The organism is Propioniciclava sp. MC1595 (assembly GCF_017569205.1).
In the GTDB taxonomy this organism is placed as follows: Bacteria; Actinomycetota; Actinomycetes; order Propionibacteriales; family Propionibacteriaceae; genus Propioniciclava.
In genome coordinates this window covers 134,634-158,662 of sequence record NZ_CP071870.1, presented here as the reverse complement: position 1 = coordinate 158,662, position 24,029 = coordinate 134,634, and the positions used below count along the sequence as shown (strand labels likewise).

Annotated in this window: 14 protein-coding genes; 9 read left to right on the top strand and 5 right to left on the bottom strand. The window is 69.6% G+C overall.

Going from position 1 to position 24,029, the window contains the following annotated elements; translation table 11 throughout:
- Nucleotides 1–32: 32 nt before the first annotated feature.
- The 4 genes from J4N02_RS00660 to J4N02_RS00645 are packed head-to-tail and all read right to left on the bottom strand — an operon-like array spanning nucleotide 33 to nucleotide 6,563.
- On the bottom strand, nucleotides 33–1,148 hold the full coding sequence (locus tag J4N02_RS00660; RefSeq protein ID WP_188333763.1) for a Wadjet anti-phage system protein JetD domain-containing protein: 1,116 nt from the start codon (nucleotides 1,146–1,148) through the stop codon (nucleotides 33–35).
- Nucleotides 1,145–4,474 carry an ATP-binding protein gene (locus tag J4N02_RS00655; protein WP_188333764.1) on the bottom strand — a complete coding sequence of 1,110 codons (3,330 nt, stop codon included), beginning with the start codon at nucleotides 4,472–4,474 and terminating at the stop codon, nucleotides 1,145–1,147. Before J4N02_RS00655 ends, J4N02_RS00660 begins: the two co-directional genes overlap by 4 nt.
- Complete coding sequence (locus J4N02_RS00650) at nucleotides 4,471–5,106, bottom strand: DUF4194 domain-containing protein (RefSeq protein ID WP_182818553.1); 636 nt, start codon at nucleotides 5,104–5,106, stop codon at nucleotides 4,471–4,473. Before J4N02_RS00650 ends, J4N02_RS00655 begins: the two co-directional genes overlap by 4 nt.
- Nucleotides 5,103–6,563: a DUF3375 domain-containing protein gene (locus tag J4N02_RS00645; protein WP_188333765.1), complete on the bottom strand. Its 1,461-nt coding sequence runs from the start codon at nucleotides 6,561–6,563 to the stop codon at nucleotides 5,103–5,105. The genes J4N02_RS00650 and J4N02_RS00645 overlap by 4 nt, the downstream gene beginning before the upstream one ends.
- Nucleotides 6,564–6,749: 186 nt before the next feature.
- On the opposite strand from J4N02_RS00645, the gene J4N02_RS00640 reads away from it, so the two are divergent.
- The 4 genes from J4N02_RS00640 (at nucleotide 6,750) to J4N02_RS00630 (ending at nucleotide 9,236) form a co-directional block, all read left to right on the top strand.
- A complete protein-coding gene (locus J4N02_RS00640) occupies nucleotides 6,750–7,379 on the top strand; it encodes an ATP-binding protein (RefSeq protein ID WP_223202469.1) in 630 nt (209 codons plus the stop codon).
- 103 nt (nucleotides 7,380–7,482) lie between these two features.
- The gene (locus tag J4N02_RS17255) at nucleotides 7,483–7,611 is read left to right on the top strand and encodes a DUF6855 family protein (protein WP_375539346.1); all 129 of its coding nucleotides are present in this window, start codon (nucleotides 7,483–7,485) and stop codon (nucleotides 7,609–7,611) included.
- 63 nt (nucleotides 7,612–7,674) lie between these two features.
- Nucleotides 7,675–7,977 (top strand): helix-turn-helix transcriptional regulator, encoded by a 303-nt coding sequence (locus tag J4N02_RS00635; RefSeq protein ID WP_188333767.1) that lies wholly within the window; start codon nucleotides 7,675–7,677, stop codon nucleotides 7,975–7,977.
- A complete protein-coding gene (locus J4N02_RS00630; RefSeq protein ID WP_188333768.1) occupies nucleotides 7,974–9,236 on the top strand; it encodes a type II toxin-antitoxin system HipA family toxin in 1,263 nt (420 codons plus the stop codon). Before J4N02_RS00635 ends, J4N02_RS00630 begins: the two co-directional genes overlap by 4 nt.
- Nucleotides 9,237–9,255: 19 nt before the next feature.
- Here the strand turns inward: J4N02_RS00630 and J4N02_RS00625 are convergent, their stop codons facing one another.
- Nucleotides 9,256–9,510: a hypothetical protein gene (locus tag J4N02_RS00625; protein WP_188333769.1), complete on the bottom strand. Its 255-nt coding sequence runs from the start codon at nucleotides 9,508–9,510 to the stop codon at nucleotides 9,256–9,258.
- 29 nt (nucleotides 9,511–9,539) lie between these two features.
- Here J4N02_RS00625 and J4N02_RS00620 point away from each other — a divergent pair, with 29 nt between their 5' ends.
- The 5 genes from J4N02_RS00620 (at nucleotide 9,540) to pglZ (ending at nucleotide 24,016) form a co-directional block, all read left to right on the top strand.
- Nucleotides 9,540–9,752 (top strand): hypothetical protein, encoded by a 213-nt coding sequence (locus tag J4N02_RS00620; RefSeq protein ID WP_208091053.1) that lies wholly within the window; start codon nucleotides 9,540–9,542, stop codon nucleotides 9,750–9,752.
- A gap of 113 nt (nucleotides 9,753–9,865) precedes the next feature.
- Nucleotides 9,866–14,113 carry a BREX system serine/threonine kinase PglW gene (gene pglW, locus J4N02_RS00615; RefSeq protein WP_188333770.1) on the top strand — a complete coding sequence of 1,416 codons (4,248 nt, stop codon included), beginning with the start codon at nucleotides 9,866–9,868 and terminating at the stop codon, nucleotides 14,111–14,113.
- Nucleotides 14,110–17,643 carry a BREX-2 system adenine-specific DNA-methyltransferase PglX gene (pglX, locus tag J4N02_RS00610; protein WP_188333771.1) on the top strand — a complete coding sequence of 1,178 codons (3,534 nt, stop codon included), beginning with the start codon at nucleotides 14,110–14,112 and terminating at the stop codon, nucleotides 17,641–17,643. Before pglW ends, pglX begins: the two co-directional genes overlap by 4 nt.
- Nucleotides 17,640–21,341, top strand: a complete 3,702-nt coding sequence (locus J4N02_RS00605; RefSeq protein ID WP_188333772.1) for a phage resistance protein — start codon at nucleotides 17,640–17,642, stop codon at nucleotides 21,339–21,341. Before pglX ends, J4N02_RS00605 begins: the two co-directional genes overlap by 4 nt.
- Nucleotides 21,338–24,016, top strand: a complete 2,679-nt coding sequence (gene pglZ / locus J4N02_RS00600) for a BREX-2 system phosphatase PglZ (protein WP_188333773.1) — start codon at nucleotides 21,338–21,340, stop codon at nucleotides 24,014–24,016. The genes J4N02_RS00605 and pglZ overlap by 4 nt, the downstream gene beginning before the upstream one ends.
- Nucleotides 24,017–24,029: the final 13 nt, after the last annotated feature.

Genomic DNA, 24,029 nt, shown 5'->3' with positions numbered 1-24,029 from the left:
GGCGTTATCGTCGAGTAGCAGCTGCGCGGGCGTCAGAGACCCATCGCTGCACGGATTTGGCGGTGGGCCGCTTGCCGTGGGATGCGTTCCTGCTCCAAGCGCCGATCGCTGACCCTGACCCGCGCCAGTGCTGCCCGTTCTGCAGCGGTGAGATAGCCCATCTCGCCTCGGAACGGGCGTGGTTCGGAGACAGCCAGCGTCATGAACTCCTCAAGGGTGGCCACATCCATCAGGAGTGAGCGCACCTCCGGAAGGATCGCCCGGACGTGCCCGAGAATCTGGAACCCATAGGTGTCCACATCACCCCAGTACCACTGGTGCGCACTCTGGATCCAGCCGACTTCAGCAAGTGAGGGGGCCGCGAAGCCCATGCCGTGGACCGCCACCACCCCCGGCAGAGGTGAGAGGGTTCCGATCGTGGTGGCGTTCTCGCAGATGAGCACGTGGGCGGGCGCCCACGCAAGCTTCGACAACTCCACGATGTCGACGGCGAAGTCCGCCACCCCGGTGTCCAGTTCGGGGTCGAGGGTGCGCACCCGGAAACGAACAGGCGTGCGGCGCAAACCGGTGCCTTCGCTCCCCGTGGTGGCGCTCGCCAGTGCTTCCACGGCACTGCGGTGCCGCTCGACCCACTTGGTGTGGACGTCAGGCACCGGTAGCTCTCGTTCCCACAGTCCCGACTCGGGGTGCGTGGCGAGCCAACCCAGAACGGCCAGCAGGCGGACCACGTCAGGCTCTTCCATCCGACCCAGCGTCCTGGCTGAGACCCGTACCGCCTCGGCGAGATCTGCGTCGGGCCAGGCCGCCCGCACGCGCTCGGCCGCTAGAGATGCGCGACTCCAGGTGTCACCATCGCCTGCCAGCCGGGCCATGGCCGCGGGCGTGGCTGTGGCGCGCGCCGGCAGGTGTTGGGCGCCGTGGGCCCGCCACTGCTTCTCGACCCACTGCACCGTCACGCCGTCGGCCCGCGCCTGCCGCTGCCAACCGCCGACCCAGTTCGCCACGGCGTCCGGATCGCCGGACATGGTGGTCTCGGTCGGCGGGTGCAGCGGCCACCACCGGGGTGAGTTCGTCCCGGCGAGCCAGCCCGGCCAGTGCGCCCGCCATTGCTTGGTTGCCCATGCGCGGAACTCGCCCGCCGACCTCATAGCAGCGCGTCCTGGACGACCTCGTCCACGTCATCGAGCGGCTCATCGGACTCGAACGCCAGCTGGTGGATCGCGGAGCGCCGGCCCGAGTCATTCGTCACCATCGCGACGCCGCCGACGTAGTCGTCGATCGTCTGGAGCATCTTCATGGGGGTTGCCAGCAGCAGCTGGAAGCCGAATGTCCTGAAGACCTCCAAACCAGCCTGGGTGAACCGGTGGTCGGCCTTGTCGAACGCCTCGTCGATCACCACGAGCGCATACTCCGGCTCGGCCTGCCCCGCTGGCGCGAGTTGGAAGCGCAGGGCCGCGGCCAGACAGAAGGTGACCAGCTTCTGGCGTTCACCTCCCGACCGCCCGCCCGAGCCCGTGAAGACGTCGAGCTGGCCACCATCGGCGTCGAGCACCCGGGCCTGGAACTGCACGTGCTGCCGCGTGTCCAGGCAGCGCTCACGCCACGCCTTCTCGTCGGCCGAACCGAGACGGTCGAGGATGCCCTTCATCAAGGCGAACCGCTCCTCGGCCGCCGTCCGATCTCCGGGGTCGTCGGAGGCGAAGACGTCGGTGATCGAGTCAGCTGTGATGGCGGTGAGCGTGCCCAGGAACTTCTCCACCTCGGGCAGCGCCCGGTCCCGCACGTCGATCTGCAGGTGGCCCCCGGGCGAGAACTCGGTGAGCCGCAGCGACTTGTTGACCTCGTCGACCCGCGTGCGGATTTCGCGGCGCGCGCTGCGGATCTTCATCGAGAGCTGCCCGATGTTGTTGCGAGTCTGCTCTCCCAACAGATGGAAGAACCGTTTCTCGAAGGTCGGCAGTCCGTCGCGCTCAAGCGATCCGAGCCGCTCCAGATACTCGGCGAGGAACTCGACTTCTTCACCCCAGTCGGCGGCCTGGTTCGACCACTCCCTCCGATATGCGCCCATGTGGCGAACGATGTGACGCTCGGTCAAGGACCGGCGCCGGTCGGCCTCGGCGTGGCGTTGACCGAGCTGTTCACGCATTGCCGCTTCGAGCCGCTCGGGCCGCACCGCCAACTCGGACGCCGCGGCCTTCAGCTGCGCGGCCACCGCGTCGGGGACGGGTTCGGCACCCTCAAGCTCCGCCGTGAGGTCGGTGACCCGGATGTCCAGGTCGCGGACGGTCCGGGCCACCTCGTCGTACTTCCCGGCGAGGGTGCGTCGGAGCGCCTCTGCATCCTCGACCGCCGCTTTGGCTCGCTCGAGCGCCAGCTCGAGGGCCGGCGCGTCACGGTGGTCGCTGCGCAGTTGAGCGAGGCGCCCCTGCGTCACGTGCAGTCTCTTCTCCAGCACGGCCAGGTCGAGGTCACCCCATGCGATGGGGTCGAGCTGGGCGAGCGCATCGCGACGCCGCTGTCGGTCGGCATCGCCACGACCCAGTTCGTCGAGTTCCTGCACGGCAGCCGTGACGTCGCGCTCGGCGTCCCTCTGGATCCTGACGAGTTCGGCCTCCTTCGCCTCGATCGAGAAGCCGAGCACCCAGCGGCGCCGCTCATCGACGCGCCCCCGGTCGTCCTTCTCGTGCAGGGTGGCCGAGTGCTTGACCTGGCCGGCCCGCGTGACTGCCCGATCGTGCTGGCGGAACTCAGCGACATGGTCGACGCACGCGTAGTCGAACCGCCGGCGCAGCCGGTCAGCGATCCAATCCCGGTAGGGGCCCTCGGCGAGGTCGACCTTGGCCAACAGTGAGGGTTCGTCGGGAGACCAGTCATCCGCGCATGGGCGATCGGTCGCCACCCTCTCGTACACCAACCGGGCGCCCAGGTACTGGCCATCGATGACCTCCGCGGCGGCGAGGTAGTGCGGCTCGGGAACGACGAGGGTACGGGCGAACGACCCGAGCACGCGCTCGATGGCGCCGTTCCAGGCCGACTCGGAGGGCTTGACCTGAATGAGTTCGCCAGCGAACGGCAGCGTCGACTCGGCCACTTGGAGCCGGTCAGCGAGGAGCTGCCTCGTCGCCAGCAGGCGCGGGTCGAGATTTGATCTGTGCCTGCGGAGCGCTTCGAGGTCAGCATTCACGGCGTCCCTGCGTCGCCGCGCCTCCCCGTGCTGTTGGTGCAGCTCGTACACCCGCGCTTGGTGATCGCGTTGCTCGTCCTCGAACCCGTCAGCAAGTGCCAACAACGTGGTCTGGAACCGCTCGACGTCCGCCGCGGACGAAGGCCAGTCGAGCCCGAGGAAGGCCGCGGTCGCGGTCAGTGCGGCGACCTTCTCGCGGCGCTCCGCGAGCTGTGCCCGCTGCGTGCTCAGGAGTTCCTCGAGTGTCCCGAGTTCTGCACCCGCCGAGCCGTCGAGCGCACGTTGGGCATCGACCCGCCCGCTCTCCGCAGCTTCCCAACGCGCCTCTGCCTCACCCAACTCGGTCTTGAACCGCCCCAGCGCCGGGCGCTGACGAGCCAGGTCTTCTTCAACCTCGAGAAGGTTGCGCCCGGTCAGCCACGTCGTGAGGTGCTCCCCCTCGTCGGTCAACCGGCGGAGCGAGCTCAGGGCAGCCGCGTGGTCGTCACCGAGACCCCGCAGAGGGGTGAGGGCTTCGACCTGCCGGCGGGCGTCAACGACAGCGGCATGGGCGAGCGTGAGCTCTTCGAACTGGCCCACCGTTTGCTCGGCGAGTTCGAAGGTGTCGGGCTCATCAAGCATGGAGTCGCGGAACAGCGAGTCGAGGTTGGTCAGGTTCTTCGCCGACTGGGTCTTGTGCAGCAGCACCTGCGCCTGTTCCGACCCCAACCCCAGCCGGCGCCGGAACTTGTTCGCGAATCCGGTGTAGGCGTCCGCTCCGAACACATCCCAGCCACTGGAGACCTGGCTGAGGCGCCGATTCTCGATACCGTCCTTCGCGTAGGGCTGGAGGGACAGCAGGTCGACCTCTTCGGGCGCGAGCACGAACATCGACTTCAGGTCCGCACCGCTCACGGTGCCAGCGCGCAGGTGGAACAGCCGCAGGAGCGTGGTGAGGGCGCCCCGACCGTCGTCGAAGGTGAGGGCCACACCACTCCAGGTTGGGCCCTTGCGCAGGAAGGCCGTCCCGACCTCACCCGTCTCGGTGTCGGTCTCGCGCTTGTAGGCACCCAACACGTAGGTGACCAGACTACGCTCGCGGTCACCGGTCTCGGTCCCTTGGGCGGCCGCGTTGAACTTCAGCCGCGCGGGACGGACGAGGATGGATGCCATCGCGTCGAGGACCGACGACTTTCCCGCGCCCGACGGGCCGGTGAGCAGCAGCCCCTTGCGCGGGACGTCGAACGACCACGCGCCGTCAAAGGTGCCCCAGTTGACCAGCTGGACGCGGCGTAGTCGGTGCTGGCTCACGACGCCACCAGCCGTTCGAGCTCGCGGGTGACAGCCGCCACCTCGTCGGGACCGAACACGAGGGCCAGGACGGGCGAGACCTCCCACCGCTCCTCGTCGTCGGTGGGAAGCAACACCGAGTTCTTCTTCATCTTGTTGACCGCCGCGCCGATACGGTCGTCGAAGCCCTTCTTGTCGGCGAGGTCAGCGGGGCGGTAGCTGCGCAACTGGTCCTCGATCTCGTCACGGCCCACGAAGGTGCGCACGTCAGTGCCCTGCTGGGCCAGGAGACGCCGCCGCAGGAACAGCAGCAGGGCAGTGTCGAGCAGCGTCAGGGGGTGGTTGCGGACGACCTTGGGGGCGTCCTCCAGCTCGAGGTTACGGACGAACGCGAGCCCGGCCCCGGGATCGAGCACCAGGTCGAGGTAGAGGTCGGCGAGGCGGCTGCGCACGTGGGCCTCATCGCGCACAAGCGCGTTCCACAAACGCCCGTCGCCGGCTGACGAGCGCAGGTAGGGGCCACGGATCAGGGCGAGGAGCACGCGTCGGGTGGCCGGCGAGAGCTCGCCGTGGTCCTCCACCGGTTCGCGCGCATCGTCATCGAACTCGTCGACCTGCTCAGCCGCACGCCGGGGGGCGGGTTGGATCGTCATGGCTCGCTCCAGTGCTGGGGTACCTCACCGAAAACGTAGCGGGGCGCCCTGACACTCTTCATCCGGCCGGTGGGCGAGGTCCAGGTCCAGACCTCGTCGCCGGCGGCGCGCGTGGCATGTTCGGTGGCGAGCAGCAACAGACCGACCACGGACGCCAACCCTTGTGTCGCGGGGAACCGGGCCAGCACATCAGCCACCGTGGGTGCTGGAACGTCGACGACTGTGGCCGCCACAGCCCGCTGCAACTCGGGGAAGTCGATCTCGGTGAGGCGGACTAGTGCGCGGAGTTGCTCGATGTCGAGGTCCCCGGAGTCGTGCGCGAGCACCTCGGCGGTCGAGCGCAGGTCGGCAGGGTTGTGCAGGCTCCACGAACCGATCGAGCTGATCGCAACCGACGTGAGGTCGATCTCTCGGCCGGTGGGGTGAATCGGGGACAGCTCCTGCAGGGCCGCGAACGCGGCCTGCTCAGCCCGGTCGATGATGGCCGCGAGCCGCTTGTGCTCGCGGTACTCCTGGGTTTCGACGAAGCGTCGCAGGCTGCGGGAGAAGCTGGTCAACGTCTGGCGCACTTGGGCGCTCTCACGCTGGAGCGTGGTGAGGAACTGGCGCAGGAACGCCGCGTCCTGGCTGGCGAGTACTTGGGTGAAGGACCGTTGGAGGACGGCGTCCACGGCCTCGTCGAACGCGTCCGTGAGGCCCGGGTCGAGCAACAGCCGGTGAAAAGCCGTGAAGGTACGTCCGGCGTCGGACTCCTCGATGACATCGACGCCGGCGAAGACGCGCTCGAGAACGCCACCCCGCGACCCCTCGTGGTTGATGATCTGTTCGCGCAGTGCCTGGTTGAGGTGGTCGAGGTCGTCGGCGACCTTGGCGAAGTCCCCGGGCACCTCCTCGGCGAGGCGCAGAATCTCTCGCAGGCGCTCGGACGCCGCAGCATCCGACAGCGGCTCGAACTCGCCGGACTCGACCCGGGCGATCTCAGCCTCAAGCACGTCCCGCTGGGCTCTGAGTGCCTCGAGCCGGCTCGTCGGCACGGGGTCGGAGTCGCGGGCCAAGGTCGACAGCAGGTCGGTGACGTTGGCGAGACGCGAGGAGGTCACGCTGGACCGGGGTTGCTCGACCGCGGCGACGAACCGGACGGCGTCCGCCGCCGAACGGGACAGCTCGACCGTCTCGTCTCGACTCTCGGTGGGCCGGCGGATGAGGATGCCGTCGCGGATCCAGCTCGCGACGTACTGCTGAGCCGTCTGTGGTAGAGGGAAGCCTGCGTCACGGAGTTCGTCAAGGTCGTCGGTGACCAAGGCCAAGAACTCGGCGTAGGGCAGCGCGCGGTGGTCGGTGAACCTCCGAGCCAAGACCGCCACCAGGACGGGCATGAGGTCGGCGCGCAGCAACTTGAGGCCCGGCGACTGCGCCGTGCGCTGAGCGGCAAGCGCGCTCCCCGTCGGACCGGCCATGCGGGTCAGTCTAGGGGCGAGCTCTTCGACGAGCGGCCCCAGAGGGAGTTTCCCAGCGCGTTCGTCCGCATTCTTCGCTTCGGTGACACCGAGCGCGGCGTCGGCGCGGGGATGACATTGGAGGAGGACGGAGACCACCGCCTCGAAGGCTCCCTGCCACAGCAGATCGAGCGAGCATCTGCGCTGATGGATCGACTGATGCCCAAGTGGCGCCAACTGGCACAGAGCGGCTTGTTCGAACCGACCCACCGCATCCCGAAGGCAGCATGGCTGGAAGGCCTGGTCAACGCAGTGGTCCACCGCTCCTACAGCATGATGGGCGACCACATCCGGGTTGAGATCTTCCCCAACCGCCTCGAGATCTTCTCTCCAGGACGGTTCCCGGGCCTCGCCGATCCGCGCCACCCTCTGCAGATCTCCCGCTTCGCACGCAACCCGCGGATCGCGCGGGTGCTGTCGGACATGGGGGTGACTCGCGAACTCGGTGAAGGCATCAAGCGCATGTTCGAGGAGATGCGCCGACGGGGGCTCAGCGACCCGATCTACACGCAGACCCCAGGCGGCGTCCGGTTGACCCTGCTGGCCACCGATGCGGTGCCGCCAGAGGTTCTGGCCCGCCTGACGCCCAGCTCCCGGTGCGTACTGGACACGCTGCGTCTGATCGGCGCTCCCGCAGGCACGGGGCAGTTGGCGGATGCGGCGGGCATCACCCGGATGACGGCAACGCGCGCGCTCAGCGCCTTGGCAGCCGAGGGACTGGTCACGTGGCAGGGCACGTCCAAACGAGACCCCCGCGCGACATGGTCACTCACCTGAGCTGTAACACCTACTGCAACATTGATGTTGCAGTAGGTGTTACAGCTTGATCCACGCGCGTGCGAGGATCCCCCCATGGCCGGAACCGGAAACCTGAGGATCCGTGACAGCTCACCACAGCGGCGGGCACGTCGAGCTACACCATGCACTGTCGCCGCTTCTCGAAGAGCTCGGTCTGGTCGAGCTTGAGCACAAGCCCCGCGGCAACCGGGTGCGTGCGGTTCAACCCTGACCTCCCACTGGCCAGCACCCCTGCACCTGTCGCCTAATGACGACAACGTGATACTGTCGCCGCATGGCGACACCTCGGATCCATGCGGCCGCAGCCCTCGGTGATCTCGTGCGTGAGGCCCGGCTGGCCCAAGGCCTGTCGCAGACCGAGCTCGCCGCCGATGCAGCCGTCGGCCGCCAGTGGCTGGTCGGGTTGGAAGCCGGAGACAAGGCGTCGGCACCCCTCGACATGGTGCTGCGCGTCCTCCGCGCCCTGGCCCTGGACGTCACGCTCGCAGGCTCACACCGCGAAGGGCGACCAGTCCCGGAGCGTCCGACGCTGCCCACCGCCTCCGACATCCTCTCTCGCTACGAGAAGCGGCCATGACCGCGCTGCACGTCGTGATGAACGGGCGCGTGATCGGTCGAGTTGAGGGCCGTGGCGACCGAGTGCGGCTGCGCTACGAAAGTGGTCTCGACCCGGGAGTCGACGCTCCGCTCTCGCTGAGCATGCCGCTCACGCAGGCACGGCACCGGGGGCGTCCGGTGTCGTGGTGGCTGAGGGCCCTGCTGCCCGACCGTGAACGCCTGCTCATCCGCTGGCGCGCCCGTTTCGGGATCACGGACCTGCACCCGGAGAGCCTCCTCGCCCACATCGGCGAGGACGTTGCGGGTGCTGCCCAGTTCGTCCGGGAGGATCGGCTGGCGGCGGTGCTGACCGACCCTGGCGGGCTGACGCCGTTGACCGACGCCGAGGTGGCCGGCCTCATCTCGGCGGCACGCATGGACGCCCTCCCCCATGACGCCACCCACGGCACGGGACGCTTCTCCCTCGCTGGGGCCCAGGCGAAGATCGCCCTGCAGCGGCAGGTCTACGGCACGTGGGCACTCCCCAGCGGACGTGAGCCATCGACGCACATCTTCAAGCCGGCGATCCCCGGCCTCGAGGACCAGGACGTCACCGAGGTCGCGACGATGCGCACCGCCGCCGAACTCGGGTTGCCCACCGCCCACACGTTCATCGCCGAGTTCGGGGGCCAACGGGTCATCGGCGTGGAGCGGTACGATCGGGCGCTCGCCGAAGGACGGTGGTGGCGCATCCACCAGGAGGACCTCTGCCAGGCAGGCGGCCTCGACCCCGGGCGGAAGTACGAGTCGCAGGGTGGCTTGGGCGTGCGCGCGTGCGCCGACCTGCTCGGGCAGGCCGCCCCGGGCGATGTGGAAACCTTCGCGCGCGCGGTGATCTTCAACTACCTCATGCGCGGCTCTGATGCCCACGCCCGCAACTACTCGCTCCTGATCACCCCCGGGGACGTCCGCCTGGCACCCCTCTACGATCTGAACAGCACCTTGACCTTCGGTGCGGCCGCCGAGGCGACGCACCTGGCCATGGCCGTCGGCGGCGAGGATCGACTGGACGAGATCTCGGTCGGCAACTGGCGGCTGTTCGCTGCCGAACTCACGCTGCCCGAGGAGTGGGTGCTGGAGGAGGTACAGACCATGGCAACACAGATCCCGGACGCCGTCGCCACCTCGTGCGCGGCGGATGACGTTCGCGGGGTTGCGGATGCGACGCTAGCCACCCTGAACGATCGGGTGGGCGCATGGGCGACGCGATGCTCGAAGCGGCTCACGACCACCACATGATCGGCGACCACGCGACCCTTCAACAGGCACACGCTCCAGTCAGGGAGCGCTCGATCCAACACTCCGTGCAGACCTCCCCGGATCGCGCCACTTCCCTGTTGGAGTCATCCCGGTTCTGGAACGTCGACAGGATGATCCAGTACAGGGTCTCGTCACCGTGACGCAGTGCGGTGGCCGCCTTGCGGGCGATGTAACCGGGGTGAAGGTCCAGTAGCGTCCTGCCCGCCTCACCACTGCACCGGATCAGGCCGTCGGTGTCGACGAACGTGGTCACGCCCGTGCGGTCGAGGTGCTGTTCGATCAGTGACCACCGCCGAGCGCATCGCGACGGCCGCGCACGCCTGCCAGGTCGACAAGGCCGGACGCCCCTACATCGACCACCCGCGCCGCGTTGCGTCACTGGTGGCCGAGATGACCGACGACCGGGAGGGGAGGAACTCGACCATTCTCCACGTAGGTCAAGATCTCCATCTGAACGGCGGACTCACTGGCAGCCGATCGGCGGCTGTCCAGTAGCCAGCCATTGACTCTGATCACTAGCGTGGCGGCTCAGGAGATACCGGCCGTCGCCAGCAATCCGCTGGCTAGGATGAACGAACGTACGAGAGGGAACGGAGGAAGCTGACTCAATGGTCGATGACGATCGCTGGGTCGAAGTGACGCCGTCGCAGTTCCCCCACGAAGCCGAGGGTCTGCGGATCGTTCGCGACCTGATGCCCAAGCGCGCGCCGTTCCGAGCGTGGACCAACTTCGAGTTCCGCGATGATCGGGGGAACTGGTCCGAGGTTGACCTCCTCATCCTTGCCCCGGACGGGCTCCACCTGGTCGAGCTGAAGTACTACTCCGGGCACCTCCGGGGCACGGACACCACGTGGTTGCGTGATGGTCACGCAGCACAGGACTCCCCGCTCCTGCTCGCCAACCGCAAGGCCAAGCGGCTCCGGTCGAAGCTCATGGCCGCCTACGACGACTGGAGGCGTGGCCAGAAGTTCGCCCAGCCGCCACCATCGGCCAGAGACCTCATCCCGTTCATCCAGGAGTCGGTGTTCCTCCACCATCCCGGTTTCGTGTGCGAGCTTCCCGAGTCCTCACGGACGGGTCTCTACGGCGTCCCTGGTCACGAGGCCACCTCCGGCCTCGCCCCCATCACGGATCTCTTCACCGGCACCCCCCGCCCCGACGCCCAGATCCGCGAGCGCGCCATCGCGGCCATGATGCAGCGCATCGGGCTCCGCGCTCGCCCGCGCGAGGCCGGCTCCTATGTGCTCGACAAGGCACCTCTGGAGGACGGTCCCGGCTGGCAGGACTGGCTGGCCACCCACAAGCACGTGAAGTCCCAGCGGCGCCGCATCCGGTTCCGGGTCGTGCCAGAGGGCGCCTCCGAGCAGGCTCGTCGCCGCGTCCACCTGCTGGCCGCGCACGAGATGCACGTGATGCAGCGGCTGACCCACGAGGCGATCGTCCGCCCCGAGGACTACGTCGACTCCGAGCTCGGCCCGGGCCTCATCTACCCGCACGAGGAGGGGTGGCAGCGTCTCGACCTGTGGCTGGCCGACGGGCCCAGCGGGTTCGACTACGACGCCCAGCTCGACCTGATCCGTCAGGTCGCCGAGGCGCTCGCGTACGCACACGGCAAGAATGTCGTCCACCGCGGCCTCGGGCCGCGCGCCATCAAGGTCACCACCGAGAACAACGGACGCCGCCGCGTCACGATCGGCGACTGGCAGGGAGTGGGCCGCACCGACGAGGCGACGGCCACGTCCGCCACCCGCGGCGTCACCACCCTGATGGACGCCGACCGTCACCCCTCCGCCGCCCAGGAGCGGTGGGTGGAGGAGGGATTCGCCGCCCCCGAGGGTGTCCTCGTCGGGGCTCCCGACCGGCTCCGCCTCGACGTCTTCGGCTTGGGCGCACTGGCGTTCTACATCGTCACTGGCGGCCAGGCGCCGGCTCGCACGCGCGCCGACCTCACCGCCCGACTGAACGCCCAAGGTGGCCTCGACGTCTCGGTCGAACTCCCGACGGTGGCTCCCGCACTGCGCGAGGCGATCCTCGCCGCCACCCGTCCCGAGGTCTCGAAGCGCCTCCCCGACGTTGCCGCCTTCCTCGCCGAGCTCGACAAGGCGATGACTCCGCAGGCCGACGAGACCGCCGATCCCCTCGACGCCGGGCCGGGGGCCGTGCTCGATGACCGTTTCGAACTCGTCAGCCGCCTCGGGGCCGGGTCCACCGCCGTGGGCCTACTGGTCAAGGACGGCCCCTCGGACGACGCCCCCCAGCGCGTCCTCAAGGTCGCCCTCGACGACAGTGCCGGTCGACGGCTCGACGACGAGGCGGAGTCGCTGCGACGCCTCACCAGCCCGCGCATCGTGAAGATCATCGAGGGCCCGCTCTTCGTGGGTGGGCGCCGTGCGCTCCTGCTCGCCAGTGCAGGACGCGAGACCCTCGCCACCCACCTCGGCAACCGGGAGCGACTCCCGCTCGACCTCCTCGAGCGCTGGGGCACGGACCTCCTCGAAGCGGTCGTCACGCTCGACGAGGCCGGCATCAGCCACCGGGACATCAAACCGGCCAACCTCGGTGTCCGGGAGGACCGCAGCAACAAGTCCAACCGCAGCAAGCACCTGGTGCTCTTCGACTTCTCCCTCACCCGCGCGCCGGCGTCCGACACCCAGGCGGGGACCCGCCCCTACCTCGACCCCTTCTTCAACCCGAAGCGACCGCAGTACGACTCGGCCGCCGAGCGCTACGCCGCCGCCGTGGTCCTCTACGAGATGGCCACCGGCCACACCCCCGTGTATGGCGACGGGCTGTCCGACCCGGCGTCCATCAACGACGAGGCCACCATCGATCCGGATGGATTCGACCCCGCGCTGCGGAAGAGCCTGACCGCCTTCTTCACGCGCGCGCTCGCGCGCAATCACAAGGCCCGCCACGACACGGCCGCGCAGATGCTGCTGGAGTGGCGGGCGAGCTTCCCCGAGGCATCCACCCCGGCCGAGGACGCCGTGGCCTTGGCAGAGGCTGCCACCGCCGAGACCCCTTTGGCGGACAGTGGGCTCAGCGCGCGAGCGCTGTCGGCCCTGGAGCAGCTGCACGTGAGGACCGTGGGCGAACTGGCAGGCGTGGACGCCCGCCTCCTCAACCGCCTGCCCAACCTCACGGCGGCGACCCGCGGCGAGGTGCAGCAGCTCACCAAGATCTGGCGCCCGAAGTTCGGCCGACGTGGCGCCTGGCGCCCCGCCGAGGAGCCGACGGACTGGGACCACCCGCTGGACGCCGCCGACACCCTCCTGAACGCGGCACGCACCCCACGCGGGGACAACGCCGTCACCGTGGCGTCCCTGCTGCTCGGGGTGACCGGACGCCTCGGCGCGAACGCGACCCAGTCCGAGCTCGCGGCCTCTCTGAAGCCCCCGGTAACCCGTGGCCGCATCAGCCAGCTGCTGGCAACTCTCCAAGACCGGTGGGCAGCCGACGACGAGGCACTCGACCTTCTGGACCGACTGATCGGGGTCACGAACGAGCGACTCGTCGAGTTGGGCGGCGTGGCCACCTTCGACGAGCTGGCCGACCACCTCCTCACGCTGATGACCCCACGCCGGGGTGTCGCCGGCGCCGACGAGCTCCGCACCGTCGAAGGGCTGCTCCGGTGCGCGCTCGACCGCAAGGCAGCCATCGAGCGGGCAGGCGATGACGCGTTGCCCCCGTGGTCCCTGCGCCGACGCGAGGGCAGGCCGGTGCTCGTCGCCGTCCACCCCACCCTGCTCGACGTCGCCGAAGCTCTGGGCCACCGGGCCGACGCGCTCGTCAGCGACACCAATGTGTCCGGCAATGACGCGCTCGTACCAGCGGCCCGTGCCGCGACAGCCCTGGGCGCCGAGGTCCCCGACCAGGTGGACACCGAGACGGGCAGCCTGCCTGTGGCCGCGGGGCTCCGCGACGGGCGCCGTCTGGCGCGATTGGGCGCGGTGATGTCGCACAACGCCGGCGCGTCCGCGGTCGGCGAACTCCACCACCGCCACCTCGCTCCCGCCGCCGCGCTCCGCCACGCCCTTCCCTCGGTCGTGCCCGGGGTCGAGTACAGCGCCGACGCTCTACGCGAACGCGTCGCCAACCGCTTCCCGGACCTCGCCCCGCTGCCCAGGCGACCCGACCTCGACCACATCGTCACGGACGCAGCGGCCGGCCTCCACTGGGATGAGGCACGGCGCAGCTACCACGCGCCCCGGCCTCACGGGCAGACGACTGGCTTGGACACCCGCTCGGCCACGATCCACGTCCGCCCCTCCAGCCTGTCCGGCCCCGGCCCGATCGGGCAGCGTCTCATCGACAGCCGCGAGCGCCGTTCGTTCGTGGCCCTCGGCGTGCCGGCAGGAGCGGTGGCCGATCGGCTGGTCGCCGTCCTCCGGGATCGTTTCGAGGCGGTTGAGCTCGACCTCACCAACACCCTGCTCGAGGCGCTCCACCACTCCGCAGCCATCCTCAAGGTCCCCTGGGACCAGGTGCTGATGGCGGACGCCGACGCCCCCGCCTCGCGCGCCAGCCAAGGCCTCCACGCGCTGGTGCGCCAGTCGCTCCCCACCGTGGCGCAGGCCATCCGGCAGACGTTGACGGACGCCGGCGGCCGCCCCGTGGTCCTCACCGACGCCTCCCTCCTGGCCCGCCATGACGCCCTGGGCCTGTTGGCCGAGTGGATGGACCTGGCCACGAACCGACCGACCGCCCTTTGGCTCGTCGTGCCCCAACTCCACGCGAACAACGGACCGATGGTGGACGGCCAGCCACTTCCGTTGGCCGCGCCCAGCCAGTTCGTGCCCGTCACCCAGGACTGGGTGGACGCCCAGCGACCCGCCCTCGAAGGGAGCACCCCGTGATCGACCCCAGCAGGCTGGTCGCCGACCTCAAGCAGCAGGTTCTCGCCCTGGAGGATGACCTGCGCGAGCGCATCGAGCTGCCCCAGTTCGCCGAGGCCTGGAAGCGGGAACACCACCGGGCGGTGGAGAAGAACCGCACGGCCGCCACCTATGCCGCGTGGGCGGATGACCGGATCACGCAGGCCGCTGTCTCGTGGGCGTTGACCACCGTGTTCGTGCGCTTCTGCGAGGACAACCGGCTCCTGTCCCCGGTGTGGATCTCCGGGCCGCCCGAGCGCCGACAGGAGGCGCTGGACGCCCAGCTCGCCTACTTCCGGGCCCACCCGGAGCACACCGACCGCGAGTGGGTGGAGCAGGCGATCGGCCACCTCGCCACGACGCCGGCCAGCGCCGCGCTCGTGGACTCCCAGGCGATGCTGCACACCGTCTCCCCCTCGGGCCAGGCGGTCACCCGGCTGTTGGAGTTCTGGCGCCGCCGCGACGACGCCGGGGCGCTGGTCCACGACTTCACCGACCCCGACCTTGGCACCCGGTTCCTCGGCGACCTCTACCAGGACCTCTCCGACCACGCCAAGAAGACCTACGCCCTGCTGCAGACCCCGGAGTTCGTCGAGGAGTTCATCCTCGACCGCACCCTCACCCCCGCGCTGGCCGACCGCCCGCTGGAGGGCTTCAAGCTCATCGACCCCGCCTGCGGCTCCGGACACTTCCTGCTCGGCGCCTTCCGGCGCCTGCTCGCGAGGTGGGACGCCGAGGCTCCCGCGCTGGGTCCGCGCGAGCGGGTGCAGAAGGCCCTGGACGCCGTGTGGGGCGTGGACATAAACGCCTTCGCCGTCGCCATCGCGATCTTCCGGCTGACGCTGGCTGCGCTGCAGGCGGTCGGGGGGATCTCGCTCGAGAAGGCGCCCAAGTTTCAGCCCAACGTGCTTGTCGGGGATTCGCTGTGGTTCAGCCACGAGCAGGACGCGCTCCCCGGGACCGTCGACGACGACTTTGCCTACTCCAACGAGCAGCGGGACGCGCTGCACAAGGCGCTGACGCGCGGCCAGTACGACGCGGTGGTGGCGAACCCGCCCTACATCACGGTGAAAGACAAGGCGCTCAACGCGGGCTATCGGGAGCGGTACAACCACCTCAAGGGCACGTACGCGTTGACCGTTCCTTTCATGGAGCTGCTGTGTAAGCTCGCCCAACGGGGGACTGACGGGAAGCCCGCGGGCTGGGTGGGGCAGATCACCTCGAACTCGTTCATGAAGCGTGAGTTCGGTGCGCCCATCATTGAGGACTTCCTGACACAACTCGACCTCCGCGAGGTTATTGACACCTCGGGCGCCTACATTCCCGGCCATGGCACACCGACAATGATCATCGTCGGCCGAAACCGAACGCCCGCCACCAGCACCCTTCGAGCGGTGCTCAGCATCCGCGGCGAGCCTGGGCGACCCGACGACCCGGCCTGCGCATTGGTGTGGACTGCCATCACAGACCACATCGATGACGAGCACCATCAGGATGCCTGGATCACAGTGACCCATCTTAATCGCAGCACGCTGGCTCGCCACCCGTGGAGCCTGTCAGGAGGCGGTGCAGGCACAACCATTGAGACCATCCATCGCTCGATGAGCACCCGCCTAGCCAGCCACCTTCTGGGCAAGATCGGTTTCGCGAGTTTCCCCGGGGCGGACGACGCGTTCTTCGCCTCTCGGGAATCACTTCGCCGCGACGGGGTGAACGACGAACTACTCCGTGCGGTGATCACCGGCGACGTGGTGCGCGACTGGAAGACTGCCGACGGCGATTGGGCACTGGTTCCCTACGCGTCGGACTTGTCACTCGTCGCTCTCGACGAGAAGGCCGCGTGGTACCGGAGACAATGGCCCCTGCGCACCGTATTGGGTGGCACCGTCAGCTTCGAAGGAAAGACGAAGTCGGACCTCGGGCAAAGCTGGTGGGGTTGGTACCGCTGGGTTCCTGAGCGATACCGCACCCCCCAGACCATCACGTTCGCCGAAGTGGCAACGCACAACCACTTCGTGCTCGACCGAGGTGGAAGAGTGTTCAAGCAGACCGCGCCGGTGATCAAGCTGCCGGAGGAGGCGTCCGAGGACGATCACTTGGGGCTGCTGGGGGTGCTGAACTCGTCGACGGCGTGTTTCTGGCTGAAGCAGAATGCCTTTAACAAGGCGGGTTCGGGAATCGGAAGAGGAATCCAGCCAGAGGACTGGATGGATCGGTTCCAGTTTAACGGCACCACGCTGCAGGATTTCCCGCTGCCGAAAGTGCTGCCATTGGAGCGTGCCCGGTTGCTGGACGGACTGGCCCAGGAGTTGTCACGCCAGCAGGTGTCCGCGCTGATCGCCACGGCTCCGCCAACGGCGGACCTGCTGCGCGAGGCGGAGGCAGCCCAGGCGTCCCTCAAGCACCGGATGATCGCGCAGCAAGAAGAACTCGACTGGGAGGTGTACGCATCCTACGGGCTGCTGGACCAGACGCTGACGTACCCCGGCGAGCCACCCGAAGTAAAGCTCGGCGAGCGGGCGTTCGAGATCGTCCTCGCCCGCAAGGTGGCCGCCGGCGAGGAGGACACCGCCTGGTTCACCCGCCACGGCTCCACGCCGATCACCGAGATCCCCGCTCACTGGCCCGCCGAATACCGCGCCCTCGTCCAGCGCCGGATCGACGCGATCGAGTCCGTCGACGCGATCCGGCTGCTGGAGGCTCCCGAGTACAAGCGCCGGTGGGCGTCCGAGCCGTTCGAGAAGCAGGCCGAACGCGCGCTGCGCGGCTGGCTGCTCGACCGGCTCGAGGACAGGTCACTGTGGTTCAACCGCAGCGGGCAGGTCACGCCGCAGTCTGTTGCCCAGCTCACCGACCGGCTCGGGCGCGACGAGGAGTTCCGCGGCGTCGTCGAGCTGTGGCAGGGGCACCGCGACATTGACCTCGTCAAGGCGCTCACCAGCCTGCTCGAGCCCGAGGCCGTCCCGTATCTCGCGGCGTACCGCCTGAAGGACCCCGGCCTGCGCAAGTTCGCCGACTGGCAGCGCACGTGGGACCTGCAGCGCAAGGAGGACGCCGGCGAACCCGTCGGACAGATCCCCGTGCCACCCAAATACACGTCGGCCGACTTCCGCAGGCCGTCCTACTGGTCGGCGCGCGGCAAGCTCGACGTGCCCAAGGAGCGGTTCATCCTCTACCCCGCCGCTGGGCGCGAGACCGACCCCACCCCGCTGCTCGGCTGGGCCGGTTGGGACCACGCCCAGCAGGCGCTCGCCCTCGCCACGATCATTGGCGACCGCCAGCGCGAGGGGGCGGAGTCCGCAACGCTCGTCCCGCTCGTCGCCGGGCTGGCCGAGCTACAGCCGTGGGTCGACCAGTGGCACGCCGAGGTCGACCCGACCTACGGTGTGAGCCTCGCCGCCGTCACGGGTGAGGCGCTCCGCAGCCACATGCAGGGCTTGGGCGTCACCCACGACGACCTGAGCGCCTGGCGTCCCGCCCCCACGACCCGCGGAAGGAGACCGAAGAAGTGAGCGCGCTGCTGCGGGACATCTTCACGATCCCCGAGACCACCTCCACCTCCGACTACGTCCTGCGCCTGACCGAGAGCGTCGACGACGCCCACCTCGCGCGGACCCTCGCCGACTACGTGGTGACCCCGGAGATCGCGCGATCCTTCGACGCGGCGCTGGGCGCGGTCGCGCAGGCCATCCGCGACAACAAGAGCCAGGGACGCTTCCTCACCGGTTCGTTCGGCTCCGGCAAGAGCCACTTCATGGCGGTGCTCCACGCACTCCTGCGCCAGGACCCGCGCGCCCGGGCGATCCCCGAGCTGGCCACACCGATCGCGCGGCACGACCCCGAACTGCAGGACCGACGGGTCCTGCCCCTGACCTTCCACCTCCTGGGCGCCAAGTCGCTCGAGCAGGCGCTGTTCGACGGGTACCTGCGCCAGATCGGCGAGCTCCACCCCGACAGCAACCCGCCGATCCTGCACCAGACCGACCAGCTGCTCGCCAACGCCGAGAGCATGCGCGCCAAGATGGGCGACGAGCAGTTCTTCGCCGGCATGAACGAGGGCGCCGGAGGTGGGGACGTCTGGGGTGCCGTCCTCGGCGAGGGTGGCACGTGGGACGCGACCTCCTACGCGGCCGCACGAGCGGCGTCCGCCGACGACCAGCGGCGCATCGACCTCGTCGCCGCGCTCAAGAAGCACTGGTTCCCCTCCTTCCAGGGCCAGGCCACCCACATCGGGCTCGACGAAGGCCTGACGGCAATCTCGGCCCACGCGGCCTCGCTGGGGTACGACGCGGTCGTGCTCTTCCTCGACGAGCTCGTGCTGTGGCTGGCCTTCCAGATCCGCAACCAGGCCTTCTTCGGCGCCGAGGCCCAGAAGATCACCAAGCTGGTCGAAGGCGGCCAGGGCGGACGACGCATCCCCTTCGTCTCCTTCATCGCCCGGCAGATGGACCTGCGCCGCTGGCTCGCCGACTCCGGCGCCAGCGGGTCGGAGCAGACCGCGCTCGAGCAGGCCTTCCAGTTCCAGGAGGGGCGCTTCCCCCAGATCCGCCTCGGCGACGACAATCTCCCGTGGGTCGCCCACAAGCGACTCCTCGCCCCCCAGGACGCGGATGCCGAGGCCGAGATCCGCCGGGCCTTCGACGCCCTCGACCGCCGCTCCGAGGCCTGGGACGTCCTGCTGGACGGCATCAACACCGACGACCGCCACCGCGGGGCCGACGAGCAGCAGTTCCGGCTGACCTACCCCTTCTCGCCCGCTCTGATGTCGACCCTGCGCTCCCTGGCGAGCGTCATGCAGCGCGAGCGCACGGCGTTGAAGGTCATGCAGCAGATCCTCGTGGACCGGCGTGACGACCTCACGATCGACGACGTCGTCCCCGTCGGTGATGCCTTCGACTACCTCGTCACCGGCGCCGCCGGCGACCAGCCGCTCGACGAGGCGGCGGCTGCCCTCTTCCGGTCGGCCAACGACCTGTACCGCAATCGCCTGCTGCCCGCGATCCTGAGCAACCACGACTTGACCCGCGACGACCTGGAGGCAGGCCTGGTCACGCCAGGTCTGCAGGCCGACCTGCGCCTGGCCAAGACCCTGCTGCTCAGTGCGGTGGCCCCCAACGTGCCCGCGCTGAAGAGCCTGACGGCCGGTCGGCTCGCCTCGCTGAACCACGGCTCGATCCGGACGCCCCTGCCCGGCGGCGAGGCCCACATGGTGCTGTCGAAGGTGCGCAACTGGGCGACGACCATCCCCGAGATCCGGGTCGAGAACAGTTCGCAGAACCCACTCATCCAGGTCCAGCTCGCCGACGTCGAGTACGAGACCGTCGTCGAGCGCGCCCGCGGCGAGGACAACGAGGGACGCCGCCGCGAGCTCATCAAGCGGCTCGTCTCCGAGAGCCTCGGCCTGCAGCTGGGCGACCAGGACATGATGGGCGTCCACCACCACAAGGTCGTCTGGCGCGGCTCACCCCGCGTGGTGGAGCTGGTCTTCGGCAATGTGCGCGACTCCTCGTGGCTCAGCGACCAGCACTTCCGTGCCAACCCGGACGCCTGGCGCTTCGTCATCGACCACCCCTTCGACGACTCGGGGCACTCGGCCGCCGAGGACCAGCGGCGCATCGACGACATGCGCGCCCGCAACTGGGACGAGCAGACCATCGTCTGGCTGCCCCGCTTCTTCTCGGAGACGCGGATGCGGGACGTGAGCCGCCTCGTCATCCTCAACTTCCTGCTCGAGGGCTCCGGCGACCGGTACGACACCTACGCCGACCACCTCTCCGAGCCCCAGCGCCAGCTGGCCAAGGCACTCCTCCTCGCCCAGCGCGACGCCCTGCTGCACCAGCTGCGGCAGGCCGTGCAGGTCGCCTACGACGTCGAATCCTCGTCGGGCGGCGAGCACATGGTGCCCGACTCCCACCCCGACGTGCTGTCTTCCCTGACTCCCAGCTTCACGCCCCGCCCCCCTGCCGGAGGCACGCTCCGGCAGGCCTTCGATGGCCTGGTCGACGACGCGTTCGCGGCCACCTACCCGGGGCACCCCGACTTCCAGCCGTCCGACACCGAGGTGCGTGCTCGCGACCTCCAGGTCGTCTACGACTACGTGGAACGCGCGCTGGGGGATCCGGAGAACCGGATCAGCCTCGGCCCCGAGGCGTCCGTCCTGCGTCGGCTGGCCAACCCGCTGGGGGTCGGCCGCGCCGCCGAGACCCACTTCCTCATGGGCGACAGCTACTTCGGTACGTGGGGCCCTGAGTTCGAGCGCCGCATGGGCGCCCGGGACGATGACGGACCCGTCACGGTCCGTGACGTGCGGCAGTGGATCGCCGGGATGGAGCCCCGCCTGGGGCTCACCACGGATGTTTCCGACCTGGTGATCCTCGCATGGGCCGCGCTGCGCCGACGTGCATGGTTCGGCCACGGCGGGGCCATTCCCACCCCTCGGGTCGGCCAGCTGCGCCCCGAGATGGAACTACGGGAGCAGGAACTCCCGGATCCGCAGACCTGGGCCACGGCGACGGCCCTGGCCGCTTCCCTGTTCGGGATCCACGCACCCGCTTACATGACACCCACCGGGGTCGCCAACCTCGCCGACGAGGTGCACAACCGCGCGGTGGCGCTCACCGACGGAGCACACCGACTCGTCGGGGCCCTCGAGCAGGCGCGCACACGGCTCTCCCTCGGCCCCGCACCCCACCAGGGTCGGCTGGCCACGGCACGCTCCACCGTGGATCTGGTGGATGCGCTGCGCGGCCTCAAGGGGCTGGCCGTGATCAACCGTCTTGCAGCCTCCACCATCGCCGAGCCCCTGCGCGCGAGCCGGTCGCTGGATTCGGCCGATGCGGTGGCGCGCGGACTGTCGAGCTACACGTGGGAACGCCTGGACCCCCTCGTCAACGCTGCCCGCCAGGAAGGGCCGCGGGCCGACGAGGCCAGCCGCATCCTCGCCCGCCTCAAGCAGGCCGTTGAGGCGGACGAGTTCGCCGAGCCCCTCTCGCCCGCACTGAAGCATGCCGAGGACCGGGTGTTCGCGTGGCTCGCGCATGTGGACACCACCACCGTCGCCCCTGACCCGACGCCGACTGTCGGGCCCAAGAAGTCCGGCCGAACCCGGCTGCGCGGCGGGCAGGGAATTGAAGGCGTGACCCGCGACCTCGCCGATTTCGCCGCGGACAACCCGGGGGTCGACATCGTCGTCGAGTGGCGGGTCGAATGACCGCAGCGAACGCGCCCACCACCCCGGTCACACCGGCGATGGCCCGTGCCCTCATCCAGCGAGCACGCGAGAAGGGCTACGACCGAGGCGTCCTCGCGTTCTCCGCACGCCCGGACGCAACGTCGCCAGCGGCGTTCACCGAGGGCCGCCAAGAGGTCCGCATCGTGCCGGCCGTGTCGGCCCTCGCGATCCGTGAGGCGATCCGGGACGCCAACCCCGACGGCTGGTTGGTCATCGTCACCGACCGTCCCGCCGAGGACCTGGGCCCCGGGTTGTTGGGGCAGTTCGTGTGGGCCCGGCTCCGTCACCCCGACCCCTGGGACGCCCTCAAACAGCGCTTCTCCGCGCCCAGCGTCGACACCCGGCTCCTCGGGATCCACCGGGCCCGCGAGGTCGCCACCGGTCTCCTCGAACTCTCCCCTGCCGCGGAGTGGCCCCCCGCGCCCGCCGGCGTCCTCACCGCCGACCACGCACTGGCAGCGGCAGCACGGCTGGAGTTGGGCCTTCCGGACGGCCCCATCGACCTCATTGCCGTCCTCCAGTGGTCCACCGACCCCAGTCTTCCCGGACGGATGGCACGCCTCCGTTCGACCACCGGTGAGGCCACCGCGGACGCAATCCTGGGTTGGGTTGCCGACTCCGCCGGGGAGGCCCGCCAGCTCGTGGCCGCCCTGCTCCGGTCGGGAACCCCGACCGACATCGTGCCCTTGGGCGTCGTCCTGGACAGCCTGCTCACGGCGTCCGCCCGCCAGGAGGCCGCCGTCGCCCTGGCTCGGCTGCAGCACCGCTGGGGATCGGTTCCGCACGAAGCCTTGGCGGCTGCGGGGCGGCTGTCCACCGTCGTCGTGACCGGCATGCTGGCAGGGACGACCACGGTCGACGAAGCACGTCGCCTGCTGAGCCGGGGCGACGACCTGATGGCGGAGGCCGAGGGCGGGGCCCTCGCCGCCGGGTCATCGCTGCTGCGATCCGGCCTCACCCATCGCCTCCGGACCCTCGCCGACGTGTTGCGCCACGATTCACCCGACCCGGCCGCGCTCGAAACCGCGTGGGCCGCCGTGGCCGCCCACCGGCTGAGCGACCTCGACGAGCGGGTGGCCGCAGCGCGCGCGGGCGTCCGGTTGGTGCGCTGGCTTCGTACGGAGGCGACGGAGGAAGCACCGACCTCGTTGGACGAACTGGCCCAGCGCCACCTCACCCAGGACGCCTGGGTGGACTCGGCCGTCAACGATGCGGAGGCGGGAGCCGACGAGCACTTCCTCGCCACCGCCCTGGAGTCGGTCCTGAACCGTGTCCAGGCACGCCGCGATGAGCACGACCGGCAGTTCGCCGCCGAGCTCACCCGCGCGGAGGGCCAGCCCGGTGATGGCGCCATCCCGTTGGAGCGCGTGCTGCCCGACATCGTCTTCCCGCTCGCGGAGAAGCACCCCGCGCTGCTGCTCGTCCTCGACGGCCTGAGCGCTGGGGTGGCGACCGAGGTGCTGGCCGACATCACCACGCGGATGGACTACACCTTCACCGAGTACCTCCTGCCTGGTCGGAGCCGACGCACGCCGGGCATCTCGGTGCTCCCCAGCCTCACCGAAGCAAGCCGCGCCTCCCTGCTCAGCGGCAGGCTGGTGCGCGGGCAGCAGGACGCCGAGCGGCGCAACTTCACCGAGCTGGTGCGGGCCCGTGGGCTCGGCGCCACGAAGCTGCTGCACAAGAAGGGACTGGACACCACGCGCCAAGGATTCGCGCTGGCAGACGACCTGCGCCTCGTCATCGAGGACGTCGACCAGTACCGGCTGGTGGGGTGCGTGCTGAACACGATCGACGACGCCCTCGACCGCACCGATCCGGGCGGCACCGACTGGTCCACCGAGACGGTCAAGCACCTGGCTCCGCTCCTCCGGGCCGCCCGTATGGCCGGGCGCCTGGTCATCCTCACCAGCGACCACGGCCACATCGTCGAGCGACGCCGCGGCGAACAGCGCGGCGCTGGCCTGAGCGGACGCCACCGCTCGGTGACCGGCGAGATCGGCGCGGACGAGGTGGTCGTGCGCGGTCCACGCGTGCTCGCCGAGGGGAATGAGGCGATCTTGGCCGTCAGCGAACGACTGCGGTACGGACCGCTGAAGGCGGGCTACCACGGCGGCGCAGCACCGGCCGAAGTGGTCGTTCCCGTGGCCGTTCTGGCACCCACCTCGCTGGAGCATGACCTGACGCCCGCGGCTCCGCCCGAGCCGGAGTGGTGGGAGGGTCACGTCCCCGTAGCGTCCTCGGCTCCGCCTGTGGCGCGTCCCGTCCCGACCAAGATCGCGGCGTCCGCGCAGCCGGACCTGTTCAACGACGTCCCTGAACCGACGCGCGGTACCTCGACGACGGGCGCAGACCTGCTGGCCAGCGCCACGTACAAGGCCCAGCGCAAGCTGGTGGGGCGCCTCGCCGTCACCGATGAGGCCGTCCAGCAGCTGATCGACGCACTCGCACTTGCCCCTGACCACCGGCTTACCGCTGCCCGAGCAGCCGGAACGCTGGGGGTGCCCACCAACAGGGTGCCGATGATGGTCAGCCAGGTGGCGAAGCTGCTGAACGTCGAGGGCTACCCGGTCGTGTCGAGCGATCCCGCCACCCAGACAGTGGTGCTTGATCCTGCGTTGCTGGCCGAGCAGTACGGGGTCCGGCTCGCTTGAGATTCCCGCCCTG

Bases quoted from the DNA above. Each gene is read 5' to 3' on its own strand.
- J4N02_RS00635 (WP_188333767.1), top strand. From the start codon at position 7,675: ATGGCGACACCTCGGATCCATGCGGCCGCAGCCCTCGGTGATCTCGTG.
- J4N02_RS00640 (WP_223202469.1), top strand. From the start codon at position 6,750: ATGGATCGACTGATGCCCAAGTGGCGCCAACTGGCACAGAGCGGCTTG.
- J4N02_RS00645 (WP_188333765.1), bottom strand. From the start codon at position 6,563: ATGGCCGGTCCGACGGGGAGCGCGCTTGCCGCTCAGCGCACGGCGCAG.
- pglW (WP_188333770.1), top strand. From the start codon at position 9,866: ATGGTCGATGACGATCGCTGGGTCGAAGTGACGCCGTCGCAGTTCCCC.
- J4N02_RS00650 (WP_182818553.1), bottom strand. From the start codon at position 5,106: ATGACGATCCAACCCGCCCCCCGGCGTGCGGCTGAGCAGGTCGACGAG.
- J4N02_RS00630 (WP_188333768.1), top strand. From the start codon at position 7,974: ATGACCGCGCTGCACGTCGTGATGAACGGGCGCGTGATCGGTCGAGTT.
- J4N02_RS00660 (WP_188333763.1), bottom strand. From the start codon at position 1,148: ATGAGGTCGGCGGGCGAGTTCCGCGCATGGGCAACCAAGCAATGGCGG.
- pglZ (WP_188333773.1), top strand. From the start codon at position 21,338: ATGACCGCAGCGAACGCGCCCACCACCCCGGTCACACCGGCGATGGCC.